We start from the raw sequence: 23,394 nt of genomic DNA, 5'->3' as shown, positions 1-23,394 counted from the left end.
CATGCTCTACGCAATCGTTGCCACCGACGTCGCCAACTCCCTGGACGCCCGCCTCGCCGCGCGCCCGGCGCACCTGGAACGTCTGCAAGTGCTCAAGGGCGAAGGCCGCATCGTGCTGGCCGGTCCCAACCCGGCGGTCGACAGCAATGATCCGGGCGCGGCGGGTTTCACCGGCAGCCTGATCGTCGCCGAATTCGACTCCCTGAGCGCCGCGCAGGCCTGGGCCGATGCCGACCCGTACATCGCCGCCGGCGTCTACGCCAGTGTCGTGGTCAAGCCGTTCAAGCAAGTCCTGCCGTAACCTGCGCAACAAATCTCCCCACGCGATGAACCTTGTCGGTTCATCGCGTTCTCAATCGCTCATTATTCTCGTTTGCCGGCCGACAACCTGCCCAATATCCATTTGGAAGCAGGAGTCGCGATGCGCAAGGGTCCGTTGTGTCTGATGTTGGTCACGTTGTCGATCGTGGCGCCCACCCATGGTGAGGAAGGCAGCGAAGGCGGCAATTCCACGCCGTTGTCGTTGAGCGTCGGCAGTCAGATCACCGAGTTGCAGCAGCGCCTGAAGGCCAGCGAGCAGCAGCGGGAAGAACTGAGCAAACAACTGCAAAATGCCGACAATGAACGCGAAAGCGCCCAACTGGCGCGGCTGCGCCAGGAGAACCAGCGCCTGAAGCTGCAACTCAAGGAAGCCCAGGCAAGCCCGCTGCCGCGCCTGCTGACCGATCAGCAGCAATGGTTCGTCACCGGTGCCGGAGTAGCGCTATTGGCTCTGCTCTGCGGTATCTTTGCCAGCGGTGGACGTAGAACACGTCGGCAATGGCTAAATTGAGTGAGTCATGAGCGAGCTGTTACTAATTGATGATGACCAGGAGCTGTGCGAGCTCCTGAGCAGTTGGCTGACCCAGGAAGGTTTCCAGGTGCGTGCCTGCCATGACGGCCAGAGCGCCAGAAAGGCACTGGCTGAGTCTGCGCCCGCCGCGGTGGTGCTGGACGTGATGCTGCCCGACGGCAGCGGTCTGGAACTGCTCAAGCAATTGCGCAGCGACCACGCCGATCTGCCGGTGCTGATGCTGTCGGCCCGGGGCGAACCGCTGGACCGCATTCTCGGCCTGGAACTCGGCGCCGACGATTACCTGGCCAAGCCGTGCGACCCGCGTGAACTCACCGCCCGCCTGCGTGCCGTGCTGCGCCGCAGCCATCCGGCCGCCGTGTCGACCCAGCTGGAACTGGGCGACCTGAGCTTCAGTCCGGTGCGCGGCGTGGTCAGCATCGACGAAAAGGAATTCACCCTCACCGTCTCCGAAAGCCGCCTGCTCGAAGCCCTGCTCAAACAGCCTGGCGAGCCGCTGGACAAACAGGAGCTGGCGCAGATCGCCCTCGGTCGCAAGCTGACCCTGTACGACCGCAGCCTCGACATGCACGTCAGCAACCTGCGCAAAAAGATCGGCCCGCACCCCGACGGCCGCCCGCGCATCGTTGCTCTGCGCAGCCGAGGCTACTACTACAGCCTGTAAGTTTTGTCAGGTCAGCGCCGAAACGTCTTTACTCAAGCTTTACCCAGCGCTGACCGCCGCTGACCTTGATCTCCGTAATCTGAACTCATCCGGAACGTACCGGGAACGAGACAAGGAGATACACCATGCGCAAGACTCTTATCGCTCTGATGTTCGCCGCTGCCCTGCCAACCGTCGCCATGGCCATGCCTGAAGGCGCAGGCCCGATGGGCGGCCCGCTGGATGGCCCGCACCACGGCGGTCAGATGCACGGCATGCACGGCAAAGGCCCGTACAGCCAGCTCGACCTGTCCCGCGAACAGCGCGAGCAGATCCGCAAGATCATGGGCGAGCAGATGCACGAGCGTAAGCAAACGGTCGAAAAGTATCTGGAAAAACTCTCGCCGGCTGACCAGAAAGCCATGAAGGACGAGATGGCGGCCAACCACAAGAAAGCCGAGTCCGATGTCCGGGCGGTGCTGAAACCGGATCAACAGAAGAAATTCGACGAGATCCAGAAGAAACAGGCCGAACGCCGCGCCGAATGGGCCGAGTTCAAAGCCTGGAAAGCGCAACAGCCGCAAAAGACGCAATAATGCAGTGACCGCAGGCCCGACGGCTGACCCCGTCGGGCCTGTTTTCACTTTGTTGAATGTGAGAGCGGGCTGGCTCGCTAATGCGGTGTATCGGACAACCCCTGTCGACTGACGCACCCCGTTCGCGAGCCAGCCCGCTGCCACCATTGGTTTTTGTGTTTGATCGAGGAATTTCTGTGCGTTCACTGTTCTGGCGTGTCCTCGCCAGCTTCTGGCTGGCCATTGCTCTGGTTGCAGGGCTTTCCATTCTGCTGGGGCACATGCTCAACCAGGACGCGTGGATCCTCAGCCGCCATCCGGGCCTCAACACCCTGGCCGAGCAGTGGACGCAAACCTACGAAAGCCAGGGCGAAGACGCCGCCCAGGACATCCTCGAACAGCGCAAGCGCCAGTACCACATCGACGTGCAAGTGCTGAACGAGAGCGGCGACCCGGTGGTACGCGGCACCTTCCCCCGTCGCGCCGCCGCCTTCGAAGCGCGCCAGAACAACGACGACCGCCGCCTGCCATGGCGGCGTCTGACCGATGAGTTCACCAGCGACAAGACCGGCGATACCTACCTGTTCATCTACCGCATCCCGCACCCGGAACTCGACGCCTGGCACCGCGAAAGCCTGCTCTGGCCGCTGAGTGCGCTGGGCATCGCGCTCGTGGTGCTGACCCTGTTCAGCCTGTTGGTGACGTTCTCCATCACCCGTCCGCTGAGTCGTTTGCGCGGCGCGGTGCATGATCTCGGGCAAACCACCTATCAGCAGAACAGCCTCGCGCAACTGGCGAATCGTCGCGATGAATTCGGCGTGCTGGCCAATGACTTCAACCGCATGGGCGCGCGTCTGCAAAGCCTGATCGGCAGCCAGCGCCAGTTGCTGCGCGACGTGTCCCACGAACTGCGCTCACCGCTGGCCCGGTTGCGGATTGCCCTGGCGCTGGCCGAACGGGCCAGTCCCGAAGAACGGGAAAGACTCTGGCCGCGCCTGACCCGTGAGTGCGACCGCCTGGAAGCGTTGATCAGTGAGATTCTGGTGCTGGCACGGGTCGATGCCGACAACGCCAGTGCTGAAGATGTCGACTTGAATGCGTTGCTGACGGCCCTGCAAAAGGACGCGCAGCTCGGCTCACCCGAGCAGAACGTGCGCCTGGAGGCCGAGCCGCAGCTCAATCTGACGGGGTGGCCGACCATGATCGAACGGGCCGTGGACAACCTGCTGCGCAATGCCCAGCGGTTCAATCCGCAAGGCCAGGCAATCGAGATGCAGGCCACGCGGCAAGGCGAGCGGATTGTAGTCAGCGTGCGCGACCACGGCCCGGGGGTGCAGGACGAGCATTTGAGCCAGTTGGGCGAACCGTTCTTCCGCGCGCCGGGGCAGACGGCTGCCGGGCATGGCCTGGGCCTGGCGATTGCGCGGCGGGCGGCGGAGCGGCATGGCGGGAGCCTGGTGCTGGCGAATCATCCCCTGGGCGGGTTTGTGGCGAGCCTGGAGTTACCGTTGGTGCCTGGCGCGGTGGTGCAGCCTTAAAGCCCCTCACCCCAGCCCTCTCCCGGAGGGAGAGGGAGCCGACCGAGGTGTCTTGCGTCATACATCGACCTGAAAGATCGAGTCGATTATGGTTCTGCAAAAGCACCTGAACCAAATCAATTCGGATTCGGCCAAAGCACTTGAACCCAGTCAATTCCGGATTCGGCCAAGCTCTGTCAGGTCGGTGAACCTCTGAAGCATCCCCCAATCAGTCCCCTCTCCCCCTGGGAGAGGGCTAGGGTGAGGGGGTGCTTTTAACGCTTTCAGGCTTTACCCGACCAGGCACTGACAAACTCCGCCAGATCAACCTTCTCGGCCACACGCGGTTCTTTCTGCGGAGTGCCGAGGTACAGGAACGCGATCACCTCTTCATCCGTCCCCAGCCCCAGCCCCTGGGCCACATGCCTGGAATAAGCCAGCTCACCGGTGCGCCACACTGCGCCGATTCCCTGCGCATAGGCCGCCAGCAAAATCCCGTGGGCCGCGCAGCCTGCCGCCAGCAATTGCTCGGCTTTCGGGTATTTGACGTGATCCTGCAATTTGGCGATGACGACCACCACCAGCGGAGCCCGCAGGGGGCCGTTACGGGCCTTGTCGATGGCCGCCTCAGTGACTTCGCCGTCCTGCATCTGCGCCGCTTGCGCCAGCAATTCGCCCATTTGCTCGCGCGCCGCGCCTTCGACGGTCAGGAAGCGGTACGGCTGCAAATGGCCGTGATCCGGTGCCCGGGTCGCGGCGCCGAAGAGGATTTCCCGCTGTTCGGCAGTAGGGGCCGGTTCGACCAGGCGAGGAACGGAAACACGGTTGAGCAAAGCCTCGAGCGCCTGCATGGGTCATCTCCTGAAAAAATTGTGCGGCTATTCTAGCGGTATCTGCCATCAGGATGCCGGTTTACATGCCCTGCCCCACGGGTAGAATGGCGCCCTTCACACTTCAGCCCGAGCGGACTTCATGGCGTTGCCGACCTTACGGATCATTGGTTTCATCATCGGCATCTTCCTGATCACCCTGGCCATCGCCATGGTCGTGCCCATGGCCACCCTGTTGATTTTCGACCGCACGGGCGATCTGCCGTCGTTCCTCTGGGCCAGCATGATCACCTTTGTCGCCGGCCTGGCGCTGGTGATTCCCGGTCGCCCGGAACACATTCACCTGCGCCCGCGCGACATGTACCTGCTGACGGTCAGCAGTTGGCTGGTGGTGTGCATTTTCGCCGCGCTGCCGTTCCTGCTGACCCAGCACATCAGTTACACCGACTCGTTTTTCGAAAGCATGTCCGGCATCACCGCCACCGGCTCCACCGTGCTCAATGGCCTGGACAACATGTCTCCCGGCATCCTGATGTGGCGCTCGTTGCTGCACTGGATCGGCGGTATCGGCTTCATCGGCATGGCGGTGGCGATTCTTCCATTGCTGCGCATCGGTGGCATGCGGCTGTTCCAGACCGAGTCCTCGGACCGCTCGGAAAAGGTCATGCCCCGCTCGCACATGGTGGCGCGGCTGATCGTGGCGGCCTACGTGGGCATCACCATTCTCGGCAGCCTGGCGTTCTGGTGGGCCGGGATGAGCCCGTTCGATGCGATCAACCACTCGATGTCGGCCATCTCCACCGGTGGTTTCTCAACGTCCGACCAATCCCTCGCCAAGTGGACCCAACCGGCGGTGCATTGGGTGGCGGTGGTGATCATGATTCTCGGCAGCCTGCCGTTCACCCTGTACGTGGCAACGCTGCGCGGCAACCGCAAGGCGCTGTTCCGGGATCAACAGGTGCAGGGTTTGCTCGGCATGTTGCTGGTGACCTGGCTGGTGCTCGGCACCTGGTACTGGTGGACCACCAACCTGCATTGGCTGGACGCACTGCGCCATGTGGCGCTGAACGTGACCTCGGTGGTCACCACCACCGGCTTCGCCCTCGGCGACTACAGCCTGTGGGGCAACTTCTCGCTGATGCTGTTCTTTTACCTGGGCTTCGTCGGCGGCTGCTCCGGCTCGACGGCAGGCGGGATCAAGATTTTCCGTTTTCAGGTCGCCTACATCCTGCTCAAGGCCAACCTTAACCAGTTGATTCACCCCCGCGCGGTGATCAAGCAGAAGTACAACGGTCACCGCCTCGACGAAGAAATCGTGCGCTCGATTCTGACCTTTTCGTTCTTCTTCGCCATCACCATCTGCGTGATCGCCCTGCTGCTGTCGCTGCTCGGCGTCGACTGGATGACCGCGCTGACCGGTGCCGCCAGCACCGTATCCGGCGTCGGTCCGGGGCTGGGCGAGACCATCGGCCCGGCCGGCAACTTCGCCAGCCTGCCGGACGCGGCCAAGTGGATTCTGTCGTTCGGCATGCTGCTCGGCCGACTGGAGATCATTACGGTATTTGTGCTGTGTATTCCGGCGTTCTGGCGTCACTGACGGCACCCGGCGCCTGCAGCAGCCGCACCCGATAATCGCCCGGCGTGGTGTCGAACCAGCGGCGAAAGGCACGGAAGAAGTTGCTCGGGTCAGCGAAACCCAGCAGGTAGGCAATTTCCAACAAGGTCATGCTCGGTTGCGCCAGATACTGCTCGGCGAGTTCGCGGCGGGTGTCATCGAGCAGTTGCTGAAAACTGGTGCCCTCCTCCTGCAGGCGCCGTTGCAGGGTGCGCTGCGACAGGTGCAGGGTCTGCGCCACCGCATCGCGCTTGGGCTCGCCCTGAGGCAGCAGGCGGCACAGCACCTGACGCGCCTTGTGGGTCACGCGACTTTCGGAAAACCGCGCCAGATACTCCCCGGCAAAGCGGTCATGCAGCAGCGCCATCGCTTCGTTGGCGGTCGGCAGCGGCGCTTCCATGTCGGCACGCTCGAAGATCAGCGCGTCATACGGCGCGTTGAACACCAGCGGTGCGTGGAAGGCTTGTTTGTAGGGTTGCAGATCGTCCGGCTCCTCGCCCTGCACCAACACTTTGCGTGGGTGCAACGTGCGCCCGGTCAGCCAGCCGCACAAGGCCAGCGCACAGGCCAGAGACGCTTCGGCGCTTTGCCGGGTCGGCGGCAGGTGATCGCCATGCACCGTCAGAATCAGCGCATAACCTTCGTCGAGCAAACGAAAACTCAGGTCGGCGCTTTCCGCGATGATCCGCTGATAGCGCACCAGTCGCTCGAAGCCTGCGGCCAGGGTGTTGCTGGACATCAAGGCGTAGCCGGCGACATGGAACGACGCCGGTCGCACCACCTTGCCCATGTTCAGGCCGATCGCCGGGTTGCCGGACAGTTCGACCGCCCGTTGCCAGAGGCGGGTCATGGAATCCTGTGGAAAGCGTGCATCCGGATCATCCAGTGCCGCGTAGTCGAGCCCCAGTTGCTTGAACAAAACCCGGCAATCCAGGCCGTCCATTTCCAGTGCTTTGACAATCCCCATCGCCCAGCTTGCAGAAGTCGTTCGTTCGCTCATGGCGTTTTTTTCTTTTGCATGATGGGCTGCAGGCTACAGCCCGATTTGCGAAGGATACTAAAGTGGCGCCGATTGTCACTGGCCGGCGCCAACGTTCACTCTAGACTCAAATAAGCTACCCGCCGAACAACTTGCCATCAGAACAATAACCACAGAGATCGCGGTCGTGGAAAACATCAAGCAGTTCAACAGCTTCGCCGAGTTCTATCCGTTCTACCTGGGCGAACACCGCAACAGCACCTGCCGTCGTCTGCATTTCGTCGGAACGACACTGGTGATTTTCATTCTTGCGATGACCGTCGCAAAAGGCGCCTGGCTGCTGTTGCTGGCCCTGCCGCTGGCCGGTTACAGCTTTGCCTGGATCGGACATTTCTTCTTCGAGAAAAACCGCCCGGCCACGTTCCAGCATCCGTTCTACAGCCTGCTCGGCGATTTCGTCATGTACCGCGACATGATCCTCGGTCGCGTGGCGTTCTGAACAAGGGGTCTGCCGATGAATGCCAATGCCCGCTTCACCCATATGAAGGACGGCACCCAGGAAGACTGGGCGATCATCGCCGCAGATTTCAGTGCCTACGCCCGCCAGTTGCCGTCGCGGATCGTCGCGCACCTGAAACTGCTCGAAGGCGACTTTGGCGGTTTCCCGGTGGATCGCCTGACCCATTCCCTGCAAACCGCGACCCGCGCCCATCGCGACGGGCGTGACGAGGAGTACGTGGTCTGTGCCTTGCTGCACGACATCGGCGACACCCTCGGCTCGTACAACCACCCGGATATCGCGGCGGCGATCCTCAAACCGTTCGTCAGCGCCGAAAACCTGTGGATGGTGGAAAAGCACGGGATCTTCCAGGGCTATTACTTCTTTCATCACCTGGGCATGGATCGGCATCTGCGCGAGCAATTCAGCAGCCATCCGCAGTATCTGGCGACGGTGGAATTCTGTGCCAGATACGATGCGGCGGCGTTCGACCCGGATTATGAAAGTCTGCCGCTGAGCTTCTTCGAACCGATGCTGGAACGGTTGTTCGCCCAGCCGAAGAACTCGATCTACAAGGCGGCGATGGAAGAACACGCCCCGGTGTGAAATCGACATGTGTCACAGGTTGTGGGAGCAAACCTGCTCCCACAGGCAGTTGCTACGCCAGCTCAGCCACTTTGGCGGCTTTGAGTTGCGCCTCGCGCGCCTGGGCATCCGCCAGGCGATACAGCTCGATCGTGCCGTCCCAATGCTCGATCAGCGCCGTACACGACTCCACCCAATCACCGCAGTTGAGGTAATCCACCTCGCCGACCTTGCGAATCTCGGCATGGTGAATGTGCCCGCAAACCACACCATGCAGCTCGCGCTTGACGCACTCGTGGGCGATGGCTTCTTCGAAGTCGCTGATGAAACTCACCGCCGTCTTTACCTTGTGCTTGAGATAAGCCGACAGCGACCAATAGCCGTAGCCGTACTTCGCCCGCCAGTGGTTGAGCCAGCGGTTGAGGGTCAGGGTGAATTCGTAGGCGGAGTCGCCGAGAAACGCCAGCCAGCGGTGATAACGGGTGATCACGTCGAACTGGTCGCCGTGGATCACCAGCAGGTGCCGGCCATCCGCGGTGACGTGGACCGCTTCATCGACCAACTGAATGTTGCCCAGGATCAGCTTCGAATAGCGCCGCAGGAATTCGTCGTGGTTGCCGGTGACGTAGATCACCTCGGTGCCGCGCTTGCTCATGGTCAGCAGGCGGCGGATCACATTGGTGTGCGCCTGCGGCCAGTACATGCCGCCGCGCAGCTTCCAGCCGTCGATGATGTCGCCGACCAGATAGATCTTGTCGGCATGGTAGCCCTTGAGGAACTGCGACAGATGCTCGGCCTGGCAATCCCGGGTGCCGAGGTGCACGTCGGAGATCCACAAGGTGCGCACCCGTTGTTTGCGGCTGGGTTTGGCGAGCTCGGCGCTGGTCATGGACAACCCTCTGCGATGTTTTCGCCAGCTTGCGCGAGCCCGGTTAATCGACCATGACAGGTTCGCGTCAGTCGTGTGACAGCACGATCCGAGCAGCGGCCGTGTAGACTGGCGGCTCGCCCGGAGATTCGCCATGCACCCGATCCTGTCCCTGCGCCACTACACACACGATCTGATCGCCCACAGCCACGACCACCCGCAACTGGTGTTCGGCCTGTCGGGTGCGCTGGATTTCGAGGTCGATGGCTATGGCAGCCAAGTGCGCCAGCAGAGTTTCGTGGTGGTGCCCGCCGGCGCCCATCATGCTTGCGGCAGCACCGATGGCAGCCACTGTCTGGTGCTGGATGTGCCCGGTGATTCATGGGTGACGCAATCGCTCGGCGAACATGCCGACGCCAGCCGCCGCTTGCTCGACAGCACGGCGCGCCGCTCGCTGGATGCCGGGCAAAGCCAGTTGGTCAGCTGGCTGGCGAACAGCCCGGTGGACGATCCGCTGATCGCCCGCCAAGGCGCGGTGTTGCTGCTGGCGAGCCTGAACAACACCAACCCCGCGGCACTCGCTGGCCGACGCCTGCCCTACGCGGCACTCGACGCGCACATCGAGCAATACGCCGCCTACCCGTTGCAAGTCGCCGATCTGGCCCGCGTCGCCGGTCTTTCCAGTGCTCGTCTGCATGCGCGGTTCATCGCCGAATGCGGGCAGACGCCGATGGATTACCTGCGCAACCGCCGACTGCAAATGGCCGTGAAACTGCTGTGCGACACGCCCTTGCCGATTGGGGAAATCGCCAGTCGGGTCGGCTACAGTTCGCAGAGTGCGTTTTCAGCGGCGGTGTTGCGCGAATTCGGCGCCTCCCCCTGCCAGTTGCGCCGCGAGTCCGGCGCTAAAACGCGCTAGCCTGGCGACAGACTTTTGCGCCGTTTCACGCTTCAATGGGCGTGAAACCGTACTCAAACCAAGGATCGCAATGACTCCCCGTACCGCCCTCGGCGCCCTGCATATCGGTGCCTTGATGTTCGGCCTGACCGGCGTCTTCGGCAAACTTGCGGCGGCGACGCCCGCCGTCATCGTGTTCGGCCGCGCCGCGTTCGCCGTCCTCGCCCTGGCGTTTTTCGCCCGTTTCGCCCGTGGCCAGGGCTGGCAGAAACTCCAGGCCGTGGATTGGCGGCGTCTGCTGCTCAGTGGCGTGTTGCTGGCCGGGCATTGGGTGAGTTTCTTCATCTCGGTCAAGGTCGCCGGCGTGGCCATCGCCACGCTGGGGTTCGCCAGTTTCCCGGCTTTCACGGTGATCCTCGAAGGATTGATTTTCCGCGAACGCATCCGCGCCAATGAAATCATTCTGGTGACATTGGTGACGGTGGGCCTGGTGCTGGTGACCCCGGCGTTCGATCTGGGCAGCGGCGCCACCACCGGGCTGCTTTGGGCGATCCTGTCCGGGCTGCTGTTTTCCCTGCTGTCGCTGACCAACCGCGCCAGCTCCGGACGCATTCCGGCGGTGCAGGCCGCGCTGTGTCAGAACGTGGTGGTCGCGCTGTGTCTGTTGCCGGTGGCGGCGCCACAACTGAGTGAAGTGCGCGCCATCGACTGGTTGTGGATCGGCCTGCTCGGGGTGTTCTGCACCGGTGTCGCCCACAGCCTGTTCGTCGCCAGCCTGGCGGTGATCAAGGCGCGTACCGCCGCCGTGGTGTTCGCCCTGGAGCCGGTCTACGGCATCACCGTCGCATGGCTGCTGTTCGATGAAAACCCGACCCTGCGCATGTTGATCGGCGGCGCGCTGATCATCGTCGCCATCGTGGTGTCGAGCCAGATGTCAGGCGGCTCCGACAAAAAAGCCGTGGCCGCCGAAGCGGCCTCTCACTGAGTACGGTCGTTGTGCCCGAGGTCGCGATCAGGATCGATCCGGTCGCGCACCCGTTGCTTGAGCACCTTGGCCTCGGGGAAACCGCCGTCGGCCTTGCGCTCCCAGATCTGCACCTCGTCGCACGTAATCCGGAACACCCCGCCGGTGCCCGGCACCAGTGACACTTTGCCGAGGTCGTCAGCGAAGGTGCTGAGCAGTTCCTGCGCCAGCCACGCGGCGCGCAGCAGCCACTGGCATTGAGTGCAATAGGTGATGACGATTTCCGCTTTGGTGGCAGTCATGTTCGCTGAAACTCCTGAGGCAGAGGGGCGCCGCTATAATAGCCGGCTTTATCGCTCGCCCCGAGACTCACGATGCGTCGCCTTCTGCTCTGCCTGCTTGTTTTCCTCCCGTTGTTTGCCGGCGTCAGCGCCCAGGCCAGCGAAGCGCCGCGCCCGAAGGTCGGCCTGGTGCTGTCCGGCGGTGCCGCCCGTGGCCTGGCGCACATCGGCGTGCTCAAGGCGCTGGAAGAACAAGGCATCAAGATCGATGCGATCGCCGGCACCAGCATGGGCGCCGTCGTCGGTGGGCTGTACGCCTCGGGCTACAAGATCGATGAGCTGGAAAAACTCGCCCTGAGCATCGACTGGCAGCAGGCGCTGTCCGACGCGCCACCCCGTGAGGACGTGCCGTTCCGACGCAAACAGGACGACCGCGACTTTCTGGTGAAACAGAAACTGAGCTTTCGCGACGACGGCAGCCTCGGCCTGCCGCTGGGGGTGATTCAGGGCCAGAACCTCGCACTGCTGCTGGAAAGCCTGTTGGCCCACACCAGCGATACCCGTGACTTCGACAAGCTGCCGATCCCCTTCCGGGCCGTGACCACCGACATCGCCAATGGCGAAAAAGTGGTATTCCGCAAAGGACACCTGCCGCAGGTGATCCGCGCCAGCATGTCGATCCCGGCGGTGTTCGCGCCGGTCGAGCTGGACGGCAAATTGCTGGTGGATGGCGGCATGACCGACAACATTCCCCTCGACGTGGCCCGGGAAATGGGGGTCGACGTCGCCATCGTGGTCGACATCGGCACGCCGCTGCGCAATCGCAAGCAACTGGTGACCGTGGTCGATGTGCTGAACCAGTCGATCACCCTGATGACCCGGCGCAACTCTGAAGAACAACTGGCGGCGCTGCATCCCGATGACGTACTGATTCAGCCACCGCTGGCGAGTTTCGGCGCCACCGATTTCGGCCGCGCCCAGGAAATGATCGACGCCGGCTACCGCGCCGCCAAAGTCCTCGATGCGCGCCTGGCCCGTTTGAAGCCGGCGGTGTCCCAGGACGCCGAACTCAATGCCGCCCGCGCTCCGGGCCAGCGCACGCCGATCATTACCGCGATCAGGGTCGAGAACGACTCGAAAGTCGATGACGACGTCATCCGCTATTACATCCGCCAGCCCATCGGCGAGCCACTGGACCTGGGCCGTCTGCACTCGGACATGGGCACCCTGTACGGCCTCGATTACTTCGAGCAAGTGCAATACCGCGTGGTTCACAAGGGGCAGGATCACACCCTGGTCATCAGCGCCCGGGGCAAACGCAGTGGCACCGATTATTTGCGGGTCGGCCTGAACCTGTCGGACGACATGCGCGGCGACAGCGCCTTCAACCTCGGCGCCAGTTACCGGGTCAACGGCATCAACCGCCTCGGCGCGGAATGGCTGACCCGCGCGCAAATCGGTGACCGACAAGAGCTGTACAGCGAGTTCTATCAGCCGCTGGACGTCGGTTCACGCTACTTCATCGCGCCGTCCGTGGTGTTCCAGGCGCAGAACGTCGATGCAGTGCTCGACAACGATCCGATCGCGCAATATCGCGTCGAGCGCTACGGGCTGGCCCTGAATGTCGGGCGGCAGATCGGCAACAACGGTGAGGTGCGCTTCGGCGTCGGCGAGGCCTGGGGCAAGGCCGATGTGCGGATTGGCGACCAGGATCTGCCCAGCGAGCGCTTCAAGGAGGGTTTCTATTCGCTGAAATATTCCTATGACTCGCTGGATAACGTTTATTACCCGCACGAAGGCAAGGACATCAGCCTGACCCTGCTGCAATTCGAACCGAGCCTGGGGTCGGACAACCGCTACCAGCAATGGGAATTCAAACTGGACAAGGCCATGAGCAGTGGCCCGGACACCCTGATTCTGGGCGGACGCTACGGCCGCACGCTGAATGACGCCAACGTGGTGACTTCAAGCTTCCTGCTCGGCGGCGCCCGGCAGTTGTCCGGTTTCCGCGAAGATGCGATCTCCGGGCAAAACGTCAGCCTGATGCGCGCCGTGTACTACCGCCGCCTGACCCCGCGCGCCTACCTGCCGCTGGACTTCCCGCTGTATGCCGGCGCTTCGCTGGAGCGCGGGCGAGCGTGGAACAACGACAATGAATTCGACAGCGGCTACATCAATGCCGCCAGTGTGTTTATCGGCTTCGATACACCGCTGGGGCCGCTGAACTTCAGTTATGGCTTGAATGATGCGAGCGAGCAGGCGGTTTATCTGAACCTGGGGCAGACCTTCTGAGGCAGAGCGGATTTCTGCGGTGACGATCAGTCCGTCTTCGTGGACAAGCCCACTCACACATTGCCGGCGGTGACCTGTGGGAGTGGGCTTGCCCACGAAGGCGTCAGCACAGTCACCCCGGCAAGATCGGCTGTACCCGGATCAGCGAATCCCCGCCAACAATGTCCGCGCCGTTTGCTTCAGCGGTTCATCAGCCTCCTTGAGCAGCTCGTTGAGCAAGGCTATCGCGCTCTCCAGGTCACCGTCGTCGATGCAGGTCTGGGCCTGTTCGAGTTTGCCGGCATTGGCCGCGTCCTGAGGATCTGGCGCCTGCAAATCCAGCGACTGACCGGGGTCGCCGAACTCATTGAGAAAATCATCATCCAGCGGCTGCGCATCCGGTTCGACAAGCCATTCCAGCTCGGCGGCTTCAGCCTCGTCGTCCGCCGGTTTTTCCGACAGCTCGAAACCCTGCGGCAATACCTGGAGACTGGCGCCGAATGCGCTCTCCCCCAGTTCCGGTTTATCGCTCGGCGGGCGGCTGTCCTCCAGATCCCAGCTGGAATCCATCGATAACGCATTCAGATCCAGCTCGAAATCATCCTCGACCGGCGCGGGTGCAGGCTCGGGCCGGGCCTCGGCCAGCGGCGCCACGGCGGCAACCGGAACCGCAGCGGCCAGTGGCGCGGCACTGACCAGTTTCGGATAGCGCGCGCGGATGTCCTGCAACGTCTGCTCCTCGACCCCCAGCTGGCGCAGACGGCTTTCCTGTTCGTCATAGGCCGGCGAATCACCCTGCCGCCCCAGCACCTCCAGCAGTTGCACACCGATGTCGGTGCGTTCCGGCTCCTTGTACAAGGCATCGCGCAGCAGACCCGCCGCTTCACCGAGCCTGCCGTAAGCCAGATAAATGCCCACGGCTTCCAGCACATCCCCCGCGACGTGATCCTCACGATGTTCGACGGCAGGATGAACCGCCGCCGGGCGCGCACTCTCGGTATCATTCACCTCGGGTTCACTGCGCGACGGCAACGCGGCGACCGGCACGGCATGGCCCTGCCCCTGTTGCCGACGACGGATGTACAAGCCCGCAGCCAGCAAGCCCAGCAACACCAGCAACCCGCCGAGCAACGGCCAATTGAGCGAGTCGTCCTCCTCGACTGGCGCGGCGACCGGGGCCGGCACAGACGGTGCCACGACGGCCGCTGGCGGTGGCGGCTGTTGCAGCTCGGCGATGCGCGCCTGCAAGTCGCTCACCTGTTTTTTGCCATCGGCGATCAACACGTCCTGCGCCTGTAATCGCAGGTTCAGTTCATCGACGGTTTTTTGCAGTTGCTGGTTCTGCAACACACTGGCCGCCAGTTGCTCGGCTGCCGCGTCATTGGCCGGCGCGGCTGGCGTTGGTGCCGGCGCAGCGGCAGGCCTGGCCTGGGCGCTCGGCGCAGGTGCCTCGGGGACGGGAAATTCAGAGGATTGCGCACGCGGGTCAGGCTCATCGGTGGCCGGCGTGATACCGGGCGATCCCGGCGGATCGATCAGCACGGTGTACTCGCGCAGCAGGCGACCGTTGGGCTGATTGAGCTGCACCAGAAAATTCAGAAAGGGTTCTTTGACCGGTTTGGCCGAGGTCACCCGGATCATGTTGCGATTGCCGTGCAGGATCGGGGTGAACTTCAGGTCATTGAGAAAAAACACCCGCTCGATCCCGGCCTCGCCGAACTCGTCGGGCGTTGCCAGGCTGACCGACAGGTCGCTTTCGCGCAGACCACTGACATCCGCCAGGGCGATGTCAGCCTTGAGCGGCTGATTGAGGGCCGAGTGGACGGTGATGTCACCCAGCCCCAGCGCCAATGACGCGCTGGACCAGGTCACAACACCGGCCACCAGCAGCGAATGAGCGCAACGCATTACCACGTGCCGACTTCCGAGCATGAGCATCCCTTAAATAAGCAAAACCGACTTCTATGCGTTCGCACATCCGGTACGAACACGATATTGCCCAGTAGTTCTTATAGTCTGCCCAGCGCGATCTCTCAAAAAAACGGCACGAGGTTATGCCTCAAGATTTTTCCAGGTTGGCCAGAATGTGTCCGTGAACGCGCATGCAGACCTTCAAATCCGCCTCATCGACGCCTTCGAACAGCTCATGGCGCAGTTGCGTGGCAATGGTTTCAATCTGTTCGATAAGCGGGAGGGCCGGAGAGCACAGCACGATTTTTTTCGCCCGACGGTCTTCCATCACGGACTGGCGTTGCACCAGTCCCTGGCTTTCCAGGCTGTCCAGCAATCGGGCCAGGGTCGGCCCTTCGACGCCGACGCTTTGCGCCAGCTCCCGCTGGGTCGGCGCTTCGTCGAATCGCGCCAGATGCAGCAGCACCAGCCAGCGGGCCTGGGACAGCCCCAGCCCCGCCAGACGGCGATCCAGTTCGGCACGCCAGCCACGGGACATCTGCGCCAGTTGCATGCCAAAGCGGTGTTGATCGGTTAACGGCATAAAACACTCATGAGTAGACTGAACAAATAGAAAAAAACTAATTATTAGTCAGCTAAGCATGACATTTGGCTATAGGCAAGAGCCGCCCCGCACTGAATCGTTACAACTTCCTGACGGTTGTCACAAACGCCGTCTTACATTTCGAATTCCGATTGCAGCGCGGCCCGCACGCAGTACAGAACGCCCTCCGGCACCCGACCCGCGAACAGCTCGGAGACTTCGGCGACCGACGGCAGCTCGCCCTCGCCGTCGAGGAACGCGTCCTGGACTTCGCCCATCAGGTCCTCAGGCAGGTCCAGCGCCTGTTCCAGCGACAATTGCTGCTTGCCGATGGCCTCGGCGAGCATGCTGTAGACGTTCTTTTCCGAGCATTGCAACTGGCCGGCGATCTGCAACGGGGTCATGCCGGCGCGGGCCAGGGTGATCAGTTCGTGACGCACATCGGCGACCACTTTCGGGGTTTCCGCTTCGCCGCCGAGCACTTCGAGGAAGGCCTCGCCATAACGCTCCAGCTTGCGCGCGCCGACGCCGCTGACCCGGGCCATTTCCGCCAGCGAGGTCGGCTGGCTGCGGAGCATTTCCAGCAATGTCGAGTCGGGGAAGATGACGTACGGCGGCACGCCGTGTTCTTCCGCCAGTTTGCGCCGCAGGGCGCGCAGGGCCTCCCACTGTTCGCGCTCCTCGCCGCGCACCAGTTGGCTGGCCTGGCTCTTGCTGCCACTTTTGGCAGTGACTTGCGGCTTGAGGTCGCGGCGCAGCTCCAAGGTCACTTCGCCCTTGAGCAGCGGCCGGCAGGTGTCGCTCAGGCGCAGGCCGCCGTAGCCTTCGTGATCGACATCAGCCAGGCCACGGGCCACCAGTTGGCGGAACAGCGAACGCCATTCGCTCTCCCCCAGCGCCTTGCCGACGCCGTACACCGACAGGTGCTGATGGCCGAAACTGCGGACTTTCTCGTTGTCCTTGCCCAGCAGTACATCGACCAGATGACCGACGCCATAGCGCTGGCCGGTGCGAAAAATCGCCGACAGCGCCTGACGCGCCGGCTCGGTGGCGTCCCAGGTCTGCACGCCATCGACGCAGTTGTCGCAATGGCCGCAAGGCTCGGGCAGGTCTTCGTCGAAGTAGGCCAGCAGCGCCTGACGGCGGCAGCGGGTTTCTTCGCAGAGCGAGAGCATCGCGTCGAGCTTGTGCTGCTCCAGACGCTTGTGGCGCTCGTCGCCCTCGGAGTTCTGCAGCATCTGCTTGAGCATCACCACGTCTTGCAGGCCGTAGGCCATCCAGGCGTCCGCCGGCAGGCCGTCACGACCGCCACGTCCGGTTTCCTGGTAATAGGCCTCAAGGGACTTCGGCAGATCGAGGTGCGCGACGAAGCGCACGTTGGGCTTGTCGATGCCCATGCCGAACGCCACGGTGGCAACCATGATCAGGCCTTCCTCGTTGAGGAAGCGCTTCTGGTGAAAGGCCCGCAGATCATTGGGCAGGCCGGCGTGGTAAGGCAATGCCGGGAAGCCCTGCTCGCTGAGAAACGCCGCGACCTCCTCGACCTTCTTGCGCGACAGGCAATAGACGATGCCGGCATCGCTGCGCCGCTCGGCGAGGAACGCCAGCAACTGCTTGCGCGGCTGCTCCTTGGGCACGATGCGGTAGAAGATGTTCGGCCGGTCGAAACTCGACAGGAAACGCTCGGCGTTCTGCAAATGCAGGCGGGTGACGATTTCTTCGCGGGTGCGCTTGTCGGCGGTGGCGGTCAGGGCGATGCGCGGCACGTCGGGGAACATCTCCGCCAACTGCCCCAGTTGCAGGTATTCCGGACGGAAGTCATGGCCCCATTGCGAAACGCAGTGGGCTTCGTCGATGGCGAACAGGGCGATGTTCAGCCCTTGCAGGAACGCCAGCATGCGCGGCTGCACCAGGCGCTCGGGGGCCAGATAGAGCATTTTCACTTCGCCGCGCTTGATCCGGGCGGCGAGGTCGCGTTGTTGCTCGGGGCTCAACGTGGAGTTCAGCGCAGCGGCGGCCACCCCGAGTTCTTCAAGGGTCGCGACCTGGTCGTCCATCAGTGCGATCAGCGGCGACACCACTACCGCCAGACCTTCGCGCAGCAGTGCCGGCACCTGGAAGCACAGGGACTTGCCGCCGCCGGTCGGCATCAGGACAAGGGCATCACCGCCACTGGCCACGCGCTCAATGATTGCACCCTGGCGGCCACGGAAACTGTCGTAGCCGAAGATGTCCTTGAGGACGCGTTGAGCCTGTTCGAGCATAAAAACTCCAAAAATCCACCGAAACATCCCTGCACAGGCTGGTTCAGGACAGCCGAAGCCGTTTAAACAAAACGTAAGGACGCGTTGCAGGTCGATGCAAGGCGGGCAGGGATCGCAAAACGCGGCAGTATACCCGAGCGTTCCCCCGCACAGGGCGCCGCTGATAAGACGGGGCAACTCCCATGGGTTTTATGCCAGAGCCGGCAATTGGGCCAAATCTGCCAAGCGGCTGGCTTGAGCGGTCAAGAAGGCCTAGAATTCCCGCATTGTTTATTCCCCCAAGGTAGCCCTTTAATGTCCTTCGCCGAGCAACTAACCCGCCTGCAAGTCTTCCTCGACGCCGACGAGCTGCACGAAGAGGCGCTGGACTACGTGGCCGCCCACGGTTTCCTCACCGCGCTGTCGGTCTGCGCCGAAGTCGTGCCGGATCGCGAGTGGATCGACGCCCTGTTCGCCGAAGAGCCGCATTACAGCAGCGAAGCCCAGCGTGAAGAGATCGAAGCCACGCTGATCGGCCTCAAGGCGCACATCGCCCGTCAACTGGCTTCCGACGAAGAATTCGAGCTGCCCTGCGATCTGGATCTGGGCGACGAACCGGACGACTCCGAACTGCGCGGCTGGTGCATCGGTTTCATGGAAGGCGTGTTCCTGCGCGAAGAAGCCTGGTTCGAAACCGCCGAGGAAGAAGTCAGCGAAATGCTTCTGCCGATCATGGTCGGTTCGGGCCTGTTCGACGAGCAGCCGGAGTTCTCCGACATCGCCGCCGACGCCAACCTGATGGACGACATGATCGTACAGATCCCGGAAGCCCTGACCGCGCTGTACCTGCTGTGCCACGCGCCAGACGAAAAACCGGCGATCCTCAAGCCTCGTCACCATTAAGATCCGGCCTATGGACAATCCCATAGGCAACCGTCCCCTGATGTTGCGCTACATCCTGCTGGCCATCGGCTGGCTGAGCGTGGCATTGGGGGTGCTCGGGATCTTCCTGCCCGTTTTGCCCACCACCCCTTTCCTCCTGCTGGCGGCAGCCTGTTTCGCCCGCAGCTCTCCGCGCTTCTATCGCTGGCTGGTGGAGCATCCACGGCTTGGCCCGTGGATTCGCGATTACCTCGACGGCAACGGCATTCCGCTCAAGGGCAAGGTCTACGCGATCGGCCTGATGTGGGCGAGCATTCTGTTCTCCTGCTACCTGGTGCCGCTGCCGTGGGCGCGAGGGTTCATGCTGACCAGCGCGGTGCTGGTGACGGTGTACATCCTGCGGCAGAAAACCCTGCAAAAACCCTGAGACGCACACCGACCGCTCGTCGTAAAACCACCGCCCCCTGTCAGATCTGACAGGTGCCAATTTCGCCCATTTGACGCTCAATCACTCCGTCATCCTTGATCGGAGTTTCCGTCATGAATACCCCGGCGCCCACCGGCAACACCCCGCTGCTGCTCAAGGAACTCGACATCCCCGGTCGCAGCCCCCAACCGATATCGAGCAACCCCATTGTCTGGGGCATCAACTGGGCCGCCGCGCTGGGTAACTTTCCGCTGCTGGGGTTGCTGTGCCGTGCCGGCCCCTGGTCCACCATGAACGTCGGTGACCGCTTGGTGGTGAACTGGGGCACCGGCCAGCAGGTGGTGAACAAGACCATCGACAAGGATGAAGTCGATAAAACGCTGACGCTGTTCGTGCCGCCGGGGCGTCTTCTGGATGGACCGTTCAAGGTGTCCTACGTGGTCACCCGCCTGGGTCAGGTGGCCGAGCCTTCGGAAGTGATGGACGTGTTGGTCAAGCTGACGATTCCCGGTGGTCAAGACACTGACCCGGGACCGGGCCACTCCAACTTCTTCATGTTCCTCCCCAAGGGCACGGTTGAAAACGGCATCGACAAGGACAACGTCGCCGACGGAGTCGATATCACCATCGGTCCGGATCCCGCCTCGGGGCGGGCTTATCTGAATGCGGCGACGGGCGACGTGATCCTGGTGAGCTGGGGCGGCGTGTTCGTGCCCGGCCCGCCGCTGACCCAGGATCAGGCGGACGGCAAGGCGCCGATCATCATTCATGTCGATGAGGCGACCATTCGCGAAGCCGGCGACTCGGACGGGGTGGCCGTGGCGTTCGAGGTCCATGACAAGGTGTTCAACCGCTCCGAAGACTGGAGTCACGAGCAGCGGGTGCCCGTGGCGATCGATACGACCCGACCGGCAGCGCCGCTGCTCAAACAGGCGGTCAGCAACGTGCTGGACCTCGACAAGCTCGGCAATGCCGACGGCATCGCCCAGGTCATGATTCTGGACAACCGGATCGCTGTCGGCGACATCATCACGGTCAGGGTCAAGGGCGCGACGACGGAGGGGGTGCCGATCGATGAGAAGATGCCCGCCGAGCCAGTGGTCAGTGTGCCGAGCATTCTGGAGATCGAGATTCCCAACGTCCTGCTGCGGCGCATGGCCAAGTCGCAACTGATCCTGTCCTATGCCGTGCAGAAGCGCGACGGTTCCCCCGACTTGCAAGCCAGGTCCCAGTTCATCAGCGTCATCGGCGAAGCCCGACGGCTGCTGGCGCCGAAGGCCATCGAGGCCAATCAGGGCGCTCTCGACCCCGACCTGGCGCAGGTGCGGGTCGAGATCCCGTTCGATGACTCGTTCGCCGCCGGTCAGGTCATTGTGCTGTTCTGGCTCGGGACCCGTCCCGACCTGAGCATCTACCTGCCGGATCTGCCGCAGCATCCGATCACCCAGGGCGAGATCGACGCCGGCCGGCCGATCGTGATCATCGTCCCCGGCTCGCACCTCAGACCGATCAATGGCGGCACGCTGGTGTTGTACTACCAGTTGCTGACCGAAGACCAGAAGCTGCGTGAGATGAACCCGTTCCACGCCCTCCATGCCGTTCGCGAATCGCTGCGCGCCGCGCCCTTGCAGATCGGCGAGCCGTTGCAGGAATTGCCGCCGCCGAAGGTCGACGGCGTGGTCAACGGTGTCCTGCCCGCCGACACCCCCGGCACCCAACTGAACATGCTCTACACGCAGACCGTCGCTGACGACGTCGTCTATCGGCAATGGCTCGGCTCGAAAACCGGCGCGGACAGCGACTGGGTCAAGCTCACGTCACTCACCGCCGGCAAAGCGGTGGCATTCACCATCAAGCCCGAACTGATCAAGGGCAACGAGGGCGGTACGGTGAAGGCCTCGTACCACCTTGAGCGCAAGGACGGGCGGGTCAGTTATTCGCAGATTGAGGAATTCAACGTCGGCGTGAAGGCGGATCTGCAAGCGCCGCGTATCAAGGAGGCACCGGATGACGCCATGCTGGATCCGGTCGCCGCCAAAGACAAATTGACGGCACTGGTCAATTACACCGGCATGGCCGTGAACGACGTCATCACCGTCACCTTCACCGGGGCAGCGGGCACGCCGACGGGCGGCTCGCACACCGCGGCGCCGAAAACCGTGTCGGCCCTGGGTGAACAGGAAATCGCGCTGGTCAACAGCGTGCTGGCGTTCAACCTGGGCAAAGGGGTGACCGTCAGCTACACGGTGAAACAGGGCAGCGCTGCGCCCATTCCCTCGCCCTCCCGGCCTCTGGTCGTGGCGCCCCTGACCCTGGGACCGGCGTACGCCTCGAAGATTCTTCAGGCCGCCAACAACGGTGACGGCCCGGAGCTGGACGTGAGCGCAATCACCACCACCGTGAGAACCCATTCCCCCAACTGGCCTTTGATCGCTCTCAAACAATATGTGTGGCTGCGGTTCAGGGGCACCCAGTCCAGCGGCGCCGCGTACGACAAATTCATCTTCCAGCCGCCGGGTTCCGTCACCAATGCAGGGTGGGTCACCGGTGATTACGAGTACAACGTTCCGGCGGCGGTGGTGAACGAGATCAAGGGCCTGAAACATGGCTCGTCGTTCACCGTGGAATTCAAGGCCGGCCTGAGCGGTACTCAACAGGAAGCGGATGCCGTCACCTTCCCGGTGCGCACCTACACCATCAAAGCGGTGGAAGACCTGAAACCCGCCATCACCCGAGCGGAAGACTCCAGAGGCACGGAGATCGCGCCTGGCGGCATCACCGCCGACCCCGTTGTCAAACTGACCGGCACGGCTGCCAAGGATCAAAAGGTCGAGGTGTTCGACGGCACGACCTCCAAAGGACAGGCCACGGCCAATGCATCCGGGATCTGGGAACTGCGCATGACGGCGCTGAGCGTCGCCGCGCACACGTTCAGAGCCAGGGCCTTGTATGGGTCGAATCTGGAGTCGGAGGCCAGGACGCTTACGGTGACCGCCCTGATCGCACCGACGCTGGTCAACGTACTGGACGCGGCCGGTACGCCGGTTCCAGAAGGCGGGGTTACCACCAGCACGACATTGAAACTGTCGGGCAAGGCGAGTAACGGTCAGCGCGTCGAGATCTTCGACGGCAATGGTTCAGGTGCGGTTTCCAAGGGCATTGCAACCGCACATGCAACGACAGGCGATTGGGAGCACACCATCACCGTCGCCGCAGGCGCGCGCCGGTTGTATGCGAAGTCGCTATATCACAGCAGCGATACCTACTCCAACGTGCGAAACCTGTCCGTGACAGCAGCCACCGCCCCAACCCTCACCTCGGTGAAAGGCTTGCCGAGCAACGTTGAGATTCCCAACGGTGGCATCACCGTAGAAATCAGCGCGGAACTGAGCGGCACCGCCGCCAAGGGTCAGAAGGTCGAAGTGTTCGATGGCGCGACGTCCAAGGGCCAGGCAACGGCCGATGCAACAACCGGTGAATGGCGATTGACCGTCAGCGCATTGAGCGTGGCGGCCCACAGTTTCACGGCCAAAGCGTTGTATGGCTCGGGCGCGCAGTCGGGAGCCAGAACTTTTACCGTGGTAGCAGCCACCGCTCCAACCCTCACCTCGGTGAAAGGCTTGCCGAGCAACGTTGAAATTCCCAACGGTGGCATCACGGTAGAAATCAGCGCGGAACTGAGCGGCACCGCTGCCAAGGGCCAGAAGGTCGAAGTGTTCGATGGTGCGACGTCCAAGGGCCAGGCACCGGCCGATGCAACAACCGGTGAATGGCGATTGACCGTCAGCGCATTGAGCGCGGCAGCCCACAGTTTCACGGCCAAAGCGTTGTATGGCTCCGGCGCGCAGTCGGGAGCCAGAACTTTTACCGTGGTGGCAGCCACCGCCCCCACTCTCACCTCGGTGAAAGGCTTGCCGAGCAACGTTGAAATTCCCAACGGTGGCATCACGGTAGAAATCAGCGCGGAACT

The 23,394-nt window shown here is 62.8% G+C and carries 20 protein-coding genes and 1 pseudogene; 14 read left to right on the top strand and 7 right to left on the bottom strand.

Annotated elements, in window-relative coordinates:
* Position 1: 1 nt before the first annotated feature.
* The 5 genes from N8H74_RS20310 to N8H74_RS20290 all read left to right on the top strand — a co-directional run bounded on the left by N8H74_RS20310 (position 2) and on the right by N8H74_RS20290 (position 3,609).
* Positions 2 to 301: a YciI family protein gene (locus N8H74_RS20310; protein WP_217832253.1), complete on the top strand. Its 300-nt coding sequence runs from the start codon at positions 2 to 4 to the stop codon at positions 299 to 301.
* 120 nt (positions 302 to 421) lie between these two features.
* Positions 422 to 832: a translation initiation factor 2 gene (locus N8H74_RS20305; RefSeq protein ID WP_262149798.1), complete on the top strand. Its 411-nt coding sequence runs from the start codon at positions 422 to 424 to the stop codon at positions 830 to 832.
* A gap of 7 nt (positions 833 to 839) precedes the next feature.
* Entirely contained in the window at positions 840 to 1,517 is a 678-nt protein-coding gene (locus tag N8H74_RS20300; protein ID WP_217832255.1) for a response regulator transcription factor, read from the top strand.
* 125 nt (positions 1,518 to 1,642) lie between these two features.
* The gene (locus N8H74_RS20295) at positions 1,643 to 2,092 is read left to right on the top strand and encodes a Spy/CpxP family protein refolding chaperone (protein ID WP_217832256.1); all 450 of its coding nucleotides are present in this window, start codon (positions 1,643 to 1,645) and stop codon (positions 2,090 to 2,092) included.
* A gap of 176 nt (positions 2,093 to 2,268) precedes the next feature.
* Positions 2,269 to 3,609, top strand: a complete 1,341-nt coding sequence (locus tag N8H74_RS20290) for a HAMP domain-containing sensor histidine kinase (protein WP_262149795.1) — start codon at positions 2,269 to 2,271, stop codon at positions 3,607 to 3,609.
* Positions 3,610 to 3,872: 263 nt separating this feature from the next.
* Here the strand turns inward: N8H74_RS20290 and N8H74_RS20285 are convergent, their stop codons facing one another.
* Positions 3,873 to 4,439 (bottom strand): nitroreductase family protein, encoded by a 567-nt coding sequence (locus N8H74_RS20285; RefSeq protein WP_262149793.1) that lies wholly within the window; start codon positions 4,437 to 4,439, stop codon positions 3,873 to 3,875.
* Positions 4,440 to 4,560: 121 nt separating this feature from the next.
* On the opposite strand from N8H74_RS20285, the gene N8H74_RS20280 reads away from it, so the two are divergent.
* A complete protein-coding gene (locus N8H74_RS20280) occupies positions 4,561 to 6,015 on the top strand; it encodes a TrkH family potassium uptake protein (protein WP_217832259.1) in 1,455 nt (484 codons plus the stop codon).
* On the opposite strand, the gene N8H74_RS20275 is transcribed toward N8H74_RS20280, so the two are convergent.
* Positions 5,972 to 7,033 (bottom strand): AraC family transcriptional regulator, encoded by a 1,062-nt coding sequence (locus N8H74_RS20275; protein ID WP_262149791.1) that lies wholly within the window; start codon positions 7,031 to 7,033, stop codon positions 5,972 to 5,974. The genes N8H74_RS20280 and N8H74_RS20275 overlap by 44 nt on opposite strands.
* A 166-nt stretch (positions 7,034 to 7,199) precedes the next feature.
* Here N8H74_RS20275 and N8H74_RS20270 point away from each other — a divergent pair, with 166 nt between their 5' ends.
* On the top strand, positions 7,200 to 7,511 hold the full coding sequence (locus N8H74_RS20270) for a DUF962 domain-containing protein (protein ID WP_217832261.1): 312 nt from the start codon (positions 7,200 to 7,202) through the stop codon (positions 7,509 to 7,511).
* Between the two features lie 15 nt (positions 7,512 to 7,526).
* Positions 7,527 to 8,117, top strand: coding sequence for an HD domain-containing protein (locus tag N8H74_RS20265; protein WP_262149789.1), 591 nt, complete (start codon positions 7,527 to 7,529; stop codon positions 8,115 to 8,117).
* A 52-nt stretch (positions 8,118 to 8,169) separates the two neighbouring features.
* Here N8H74_RS20265 and N8H74_RS20260 read toward each other — a convergent pair whose 3' ends face one another.
* A complete protein-coding gene (locus N8H74_RS20260) occupies positions 8,170 to 8,985 on the bottom strand; it encodes a UDP-2,3-diacylglucosamine diphosphatase (protein WP_217832263.1) in 816 nt (271 codons plus the stop codon).
* Between the two features lie 133 nt (positions 8,986 to 9,118).
* On the opposite strand from N8H74_RS20260, the gene N8H74_RS20255 reads away from it, so the two are divergent.
* Both N8H74_RS20255 and N8H74_RS20250 read left to right on the top strand, forming a co-directional pair.
* Positions 9,119 to 9,883: an AraC family transcriptional regulator gene (locus N8H74_RS20255; protein ID WP_262149787.1), complete on the top strand. Its 765-nt coding sequence runs from the start codon at positions 9,119 to 9,121 to the stop codon at positions 9,881 to 9,883.
* Positions 9,884 to 9,953: 70 nt separating this feature from the next.
* Complete coding sequence (locus N8H74_RS20250; protein ID WP_217832265.1) at positions 9,954 to 10,847, top strand: DMT family transporter; 894 nt, start codon at positions 9,954 to 9,956, stop codon at positions 10,845 to 10,847.
* Here N8H74_RS20250 and N8H74_RS20245 read toward each other — a convergent pair.
* Complete coding sequence (locus N8H74_RS20245; RefSeq protein WP_262149785.1) at positions 10,841 to 11,128, bottom strand: SelT/SelW/SelH family protein; 288 nt, start codon at positions 11,126 to 11,128, stop codon at positions 10,841 to 10,843. The two genes, N8H74_RS20250 and N8H74_RS20245, sit on opposite strands and share 7 nt — an antisense overlap.
* A gap of 72 nt (positions 11,129 to 11,200) precedes the next feature.
* On the opposite strand from N8H74_RS20245, the gene N8H74_RS20240 reads away from it, so the two are divergent.
* Positions 11,201 to 13,399 (top strand): patatin-like phospholipase family protein, encoded by a 2,199-nt coding sequence (locus N8H74_RS20240; RefSeq protein WP_262149783.1) that lies wholly within the window; start codon positions 11,201 to 11,203, stop codon positions 13,397 to 13,399.
* Between the two features lie 141 nt (positions 13,400 to 13,540).
* Here the strand turns inward: N8H74_RS20240 and N8H74_RS20235 are convergent, their stop codons facing one another.
* From N8H74_RS20235 to recQ, 3 genes are all read right to left on the bottom strand, one after another.
* Positions 13,541 to 15,310 (bottom strand): FimV/HubP family polar landmark protein, encoded by a 1,770-nt coding sequence (locus N8H74_RS20235; protein WP_262149781.1) that lies wholly within the window; start codon positions 15,308 to 15,310, stop codon positions 13,541 to 13,543.
* 127 nt (positions 15,311 to 15,437) lie between these two features.
* A complete protein-coding gene (locus N8H74_RS20230) occupies positions 15,438 to 15,872 on the bottom strand; it encodes a MarR family transcriptional regulator (RefSeq protein ID WP_217832269.1) in 435 nt (144 codons plus the stop codon).
* A gap of 134 nt (positions 15,873 to 16,006) precedes the next feature.
* The gene (gene recQ, locus N8H74_RS20225) at positions 16,007 to 18,136 is read right to left on the bottom strand and encodes a DNA helicase RecQ (protein WP_262149780.1); all 2,130 of its coding nucleotides are present in this window, start codon (positions 18,134 to 18,136) and stop codon (positions 16,007 to 16,009) included.
* A 294-nt stretch (positions 18,137 to 18,430) separates the two neighbouring features.
* Here recQ and N8H74_RS20220 point away from each other — a divergent pair, with 294 nt between their 5' ends.
* The 3 genes and pseudogenes from N8H74_RS20220 to N8H74_RS20210 all read left to right on the top strand — a co-directional run.
* Positions 18,431 to 19,018 carry a YecA family protein gene (locus N8H74_RS20220; RefSeq protein WP_217832271.1) on the top strand — a complete coding sequence of 196 codons (588 nt, stop codon included), beginning with the start codon at positions 18,431 to 18,433 and terminating at the stop codon, positions 19,016 to 19,018.
* A gap of 10 nt (positions 19,019 to 19,028) precedes the next feature.
* The gene (locus tag N8H74_RS20215) at positions 19,029 to 19,424 is read left to right on the top strand and encodes a YbaN family protein (RefSeq protein ID WP_217832272.1); all 396 of its coding nucleotides are present in this window, start codon (positions 19,029 to 19,031) and stop codon (positions 19,422 to 19,424) included.
* A gap of 113 nt (positions 19,425 to 19,537) precedes the next feature.
* Positions 19,538 to 23,394 (top strand): annotated as a pseudogene (locus tag N8H74_RS20210) (hypothetical protein); the annotation flags it as partial.

It is taken from the genome of Pseudomonas sp. B2M1-30 (genome assembly GCF_025447575.1).
GTDB classification, from domain to species: Bacteria; Pseudomonadota; Gammaproteobacteria; order Pseudomonadales; family Pseudomonadaceae; genus Aquipseudomonas; species Aquipseudomonas botevensis.
Note: the sequence above shows the minus strand (reverse complement) of the source record. Positions and strands in the feature narration are given on the sequence as shown.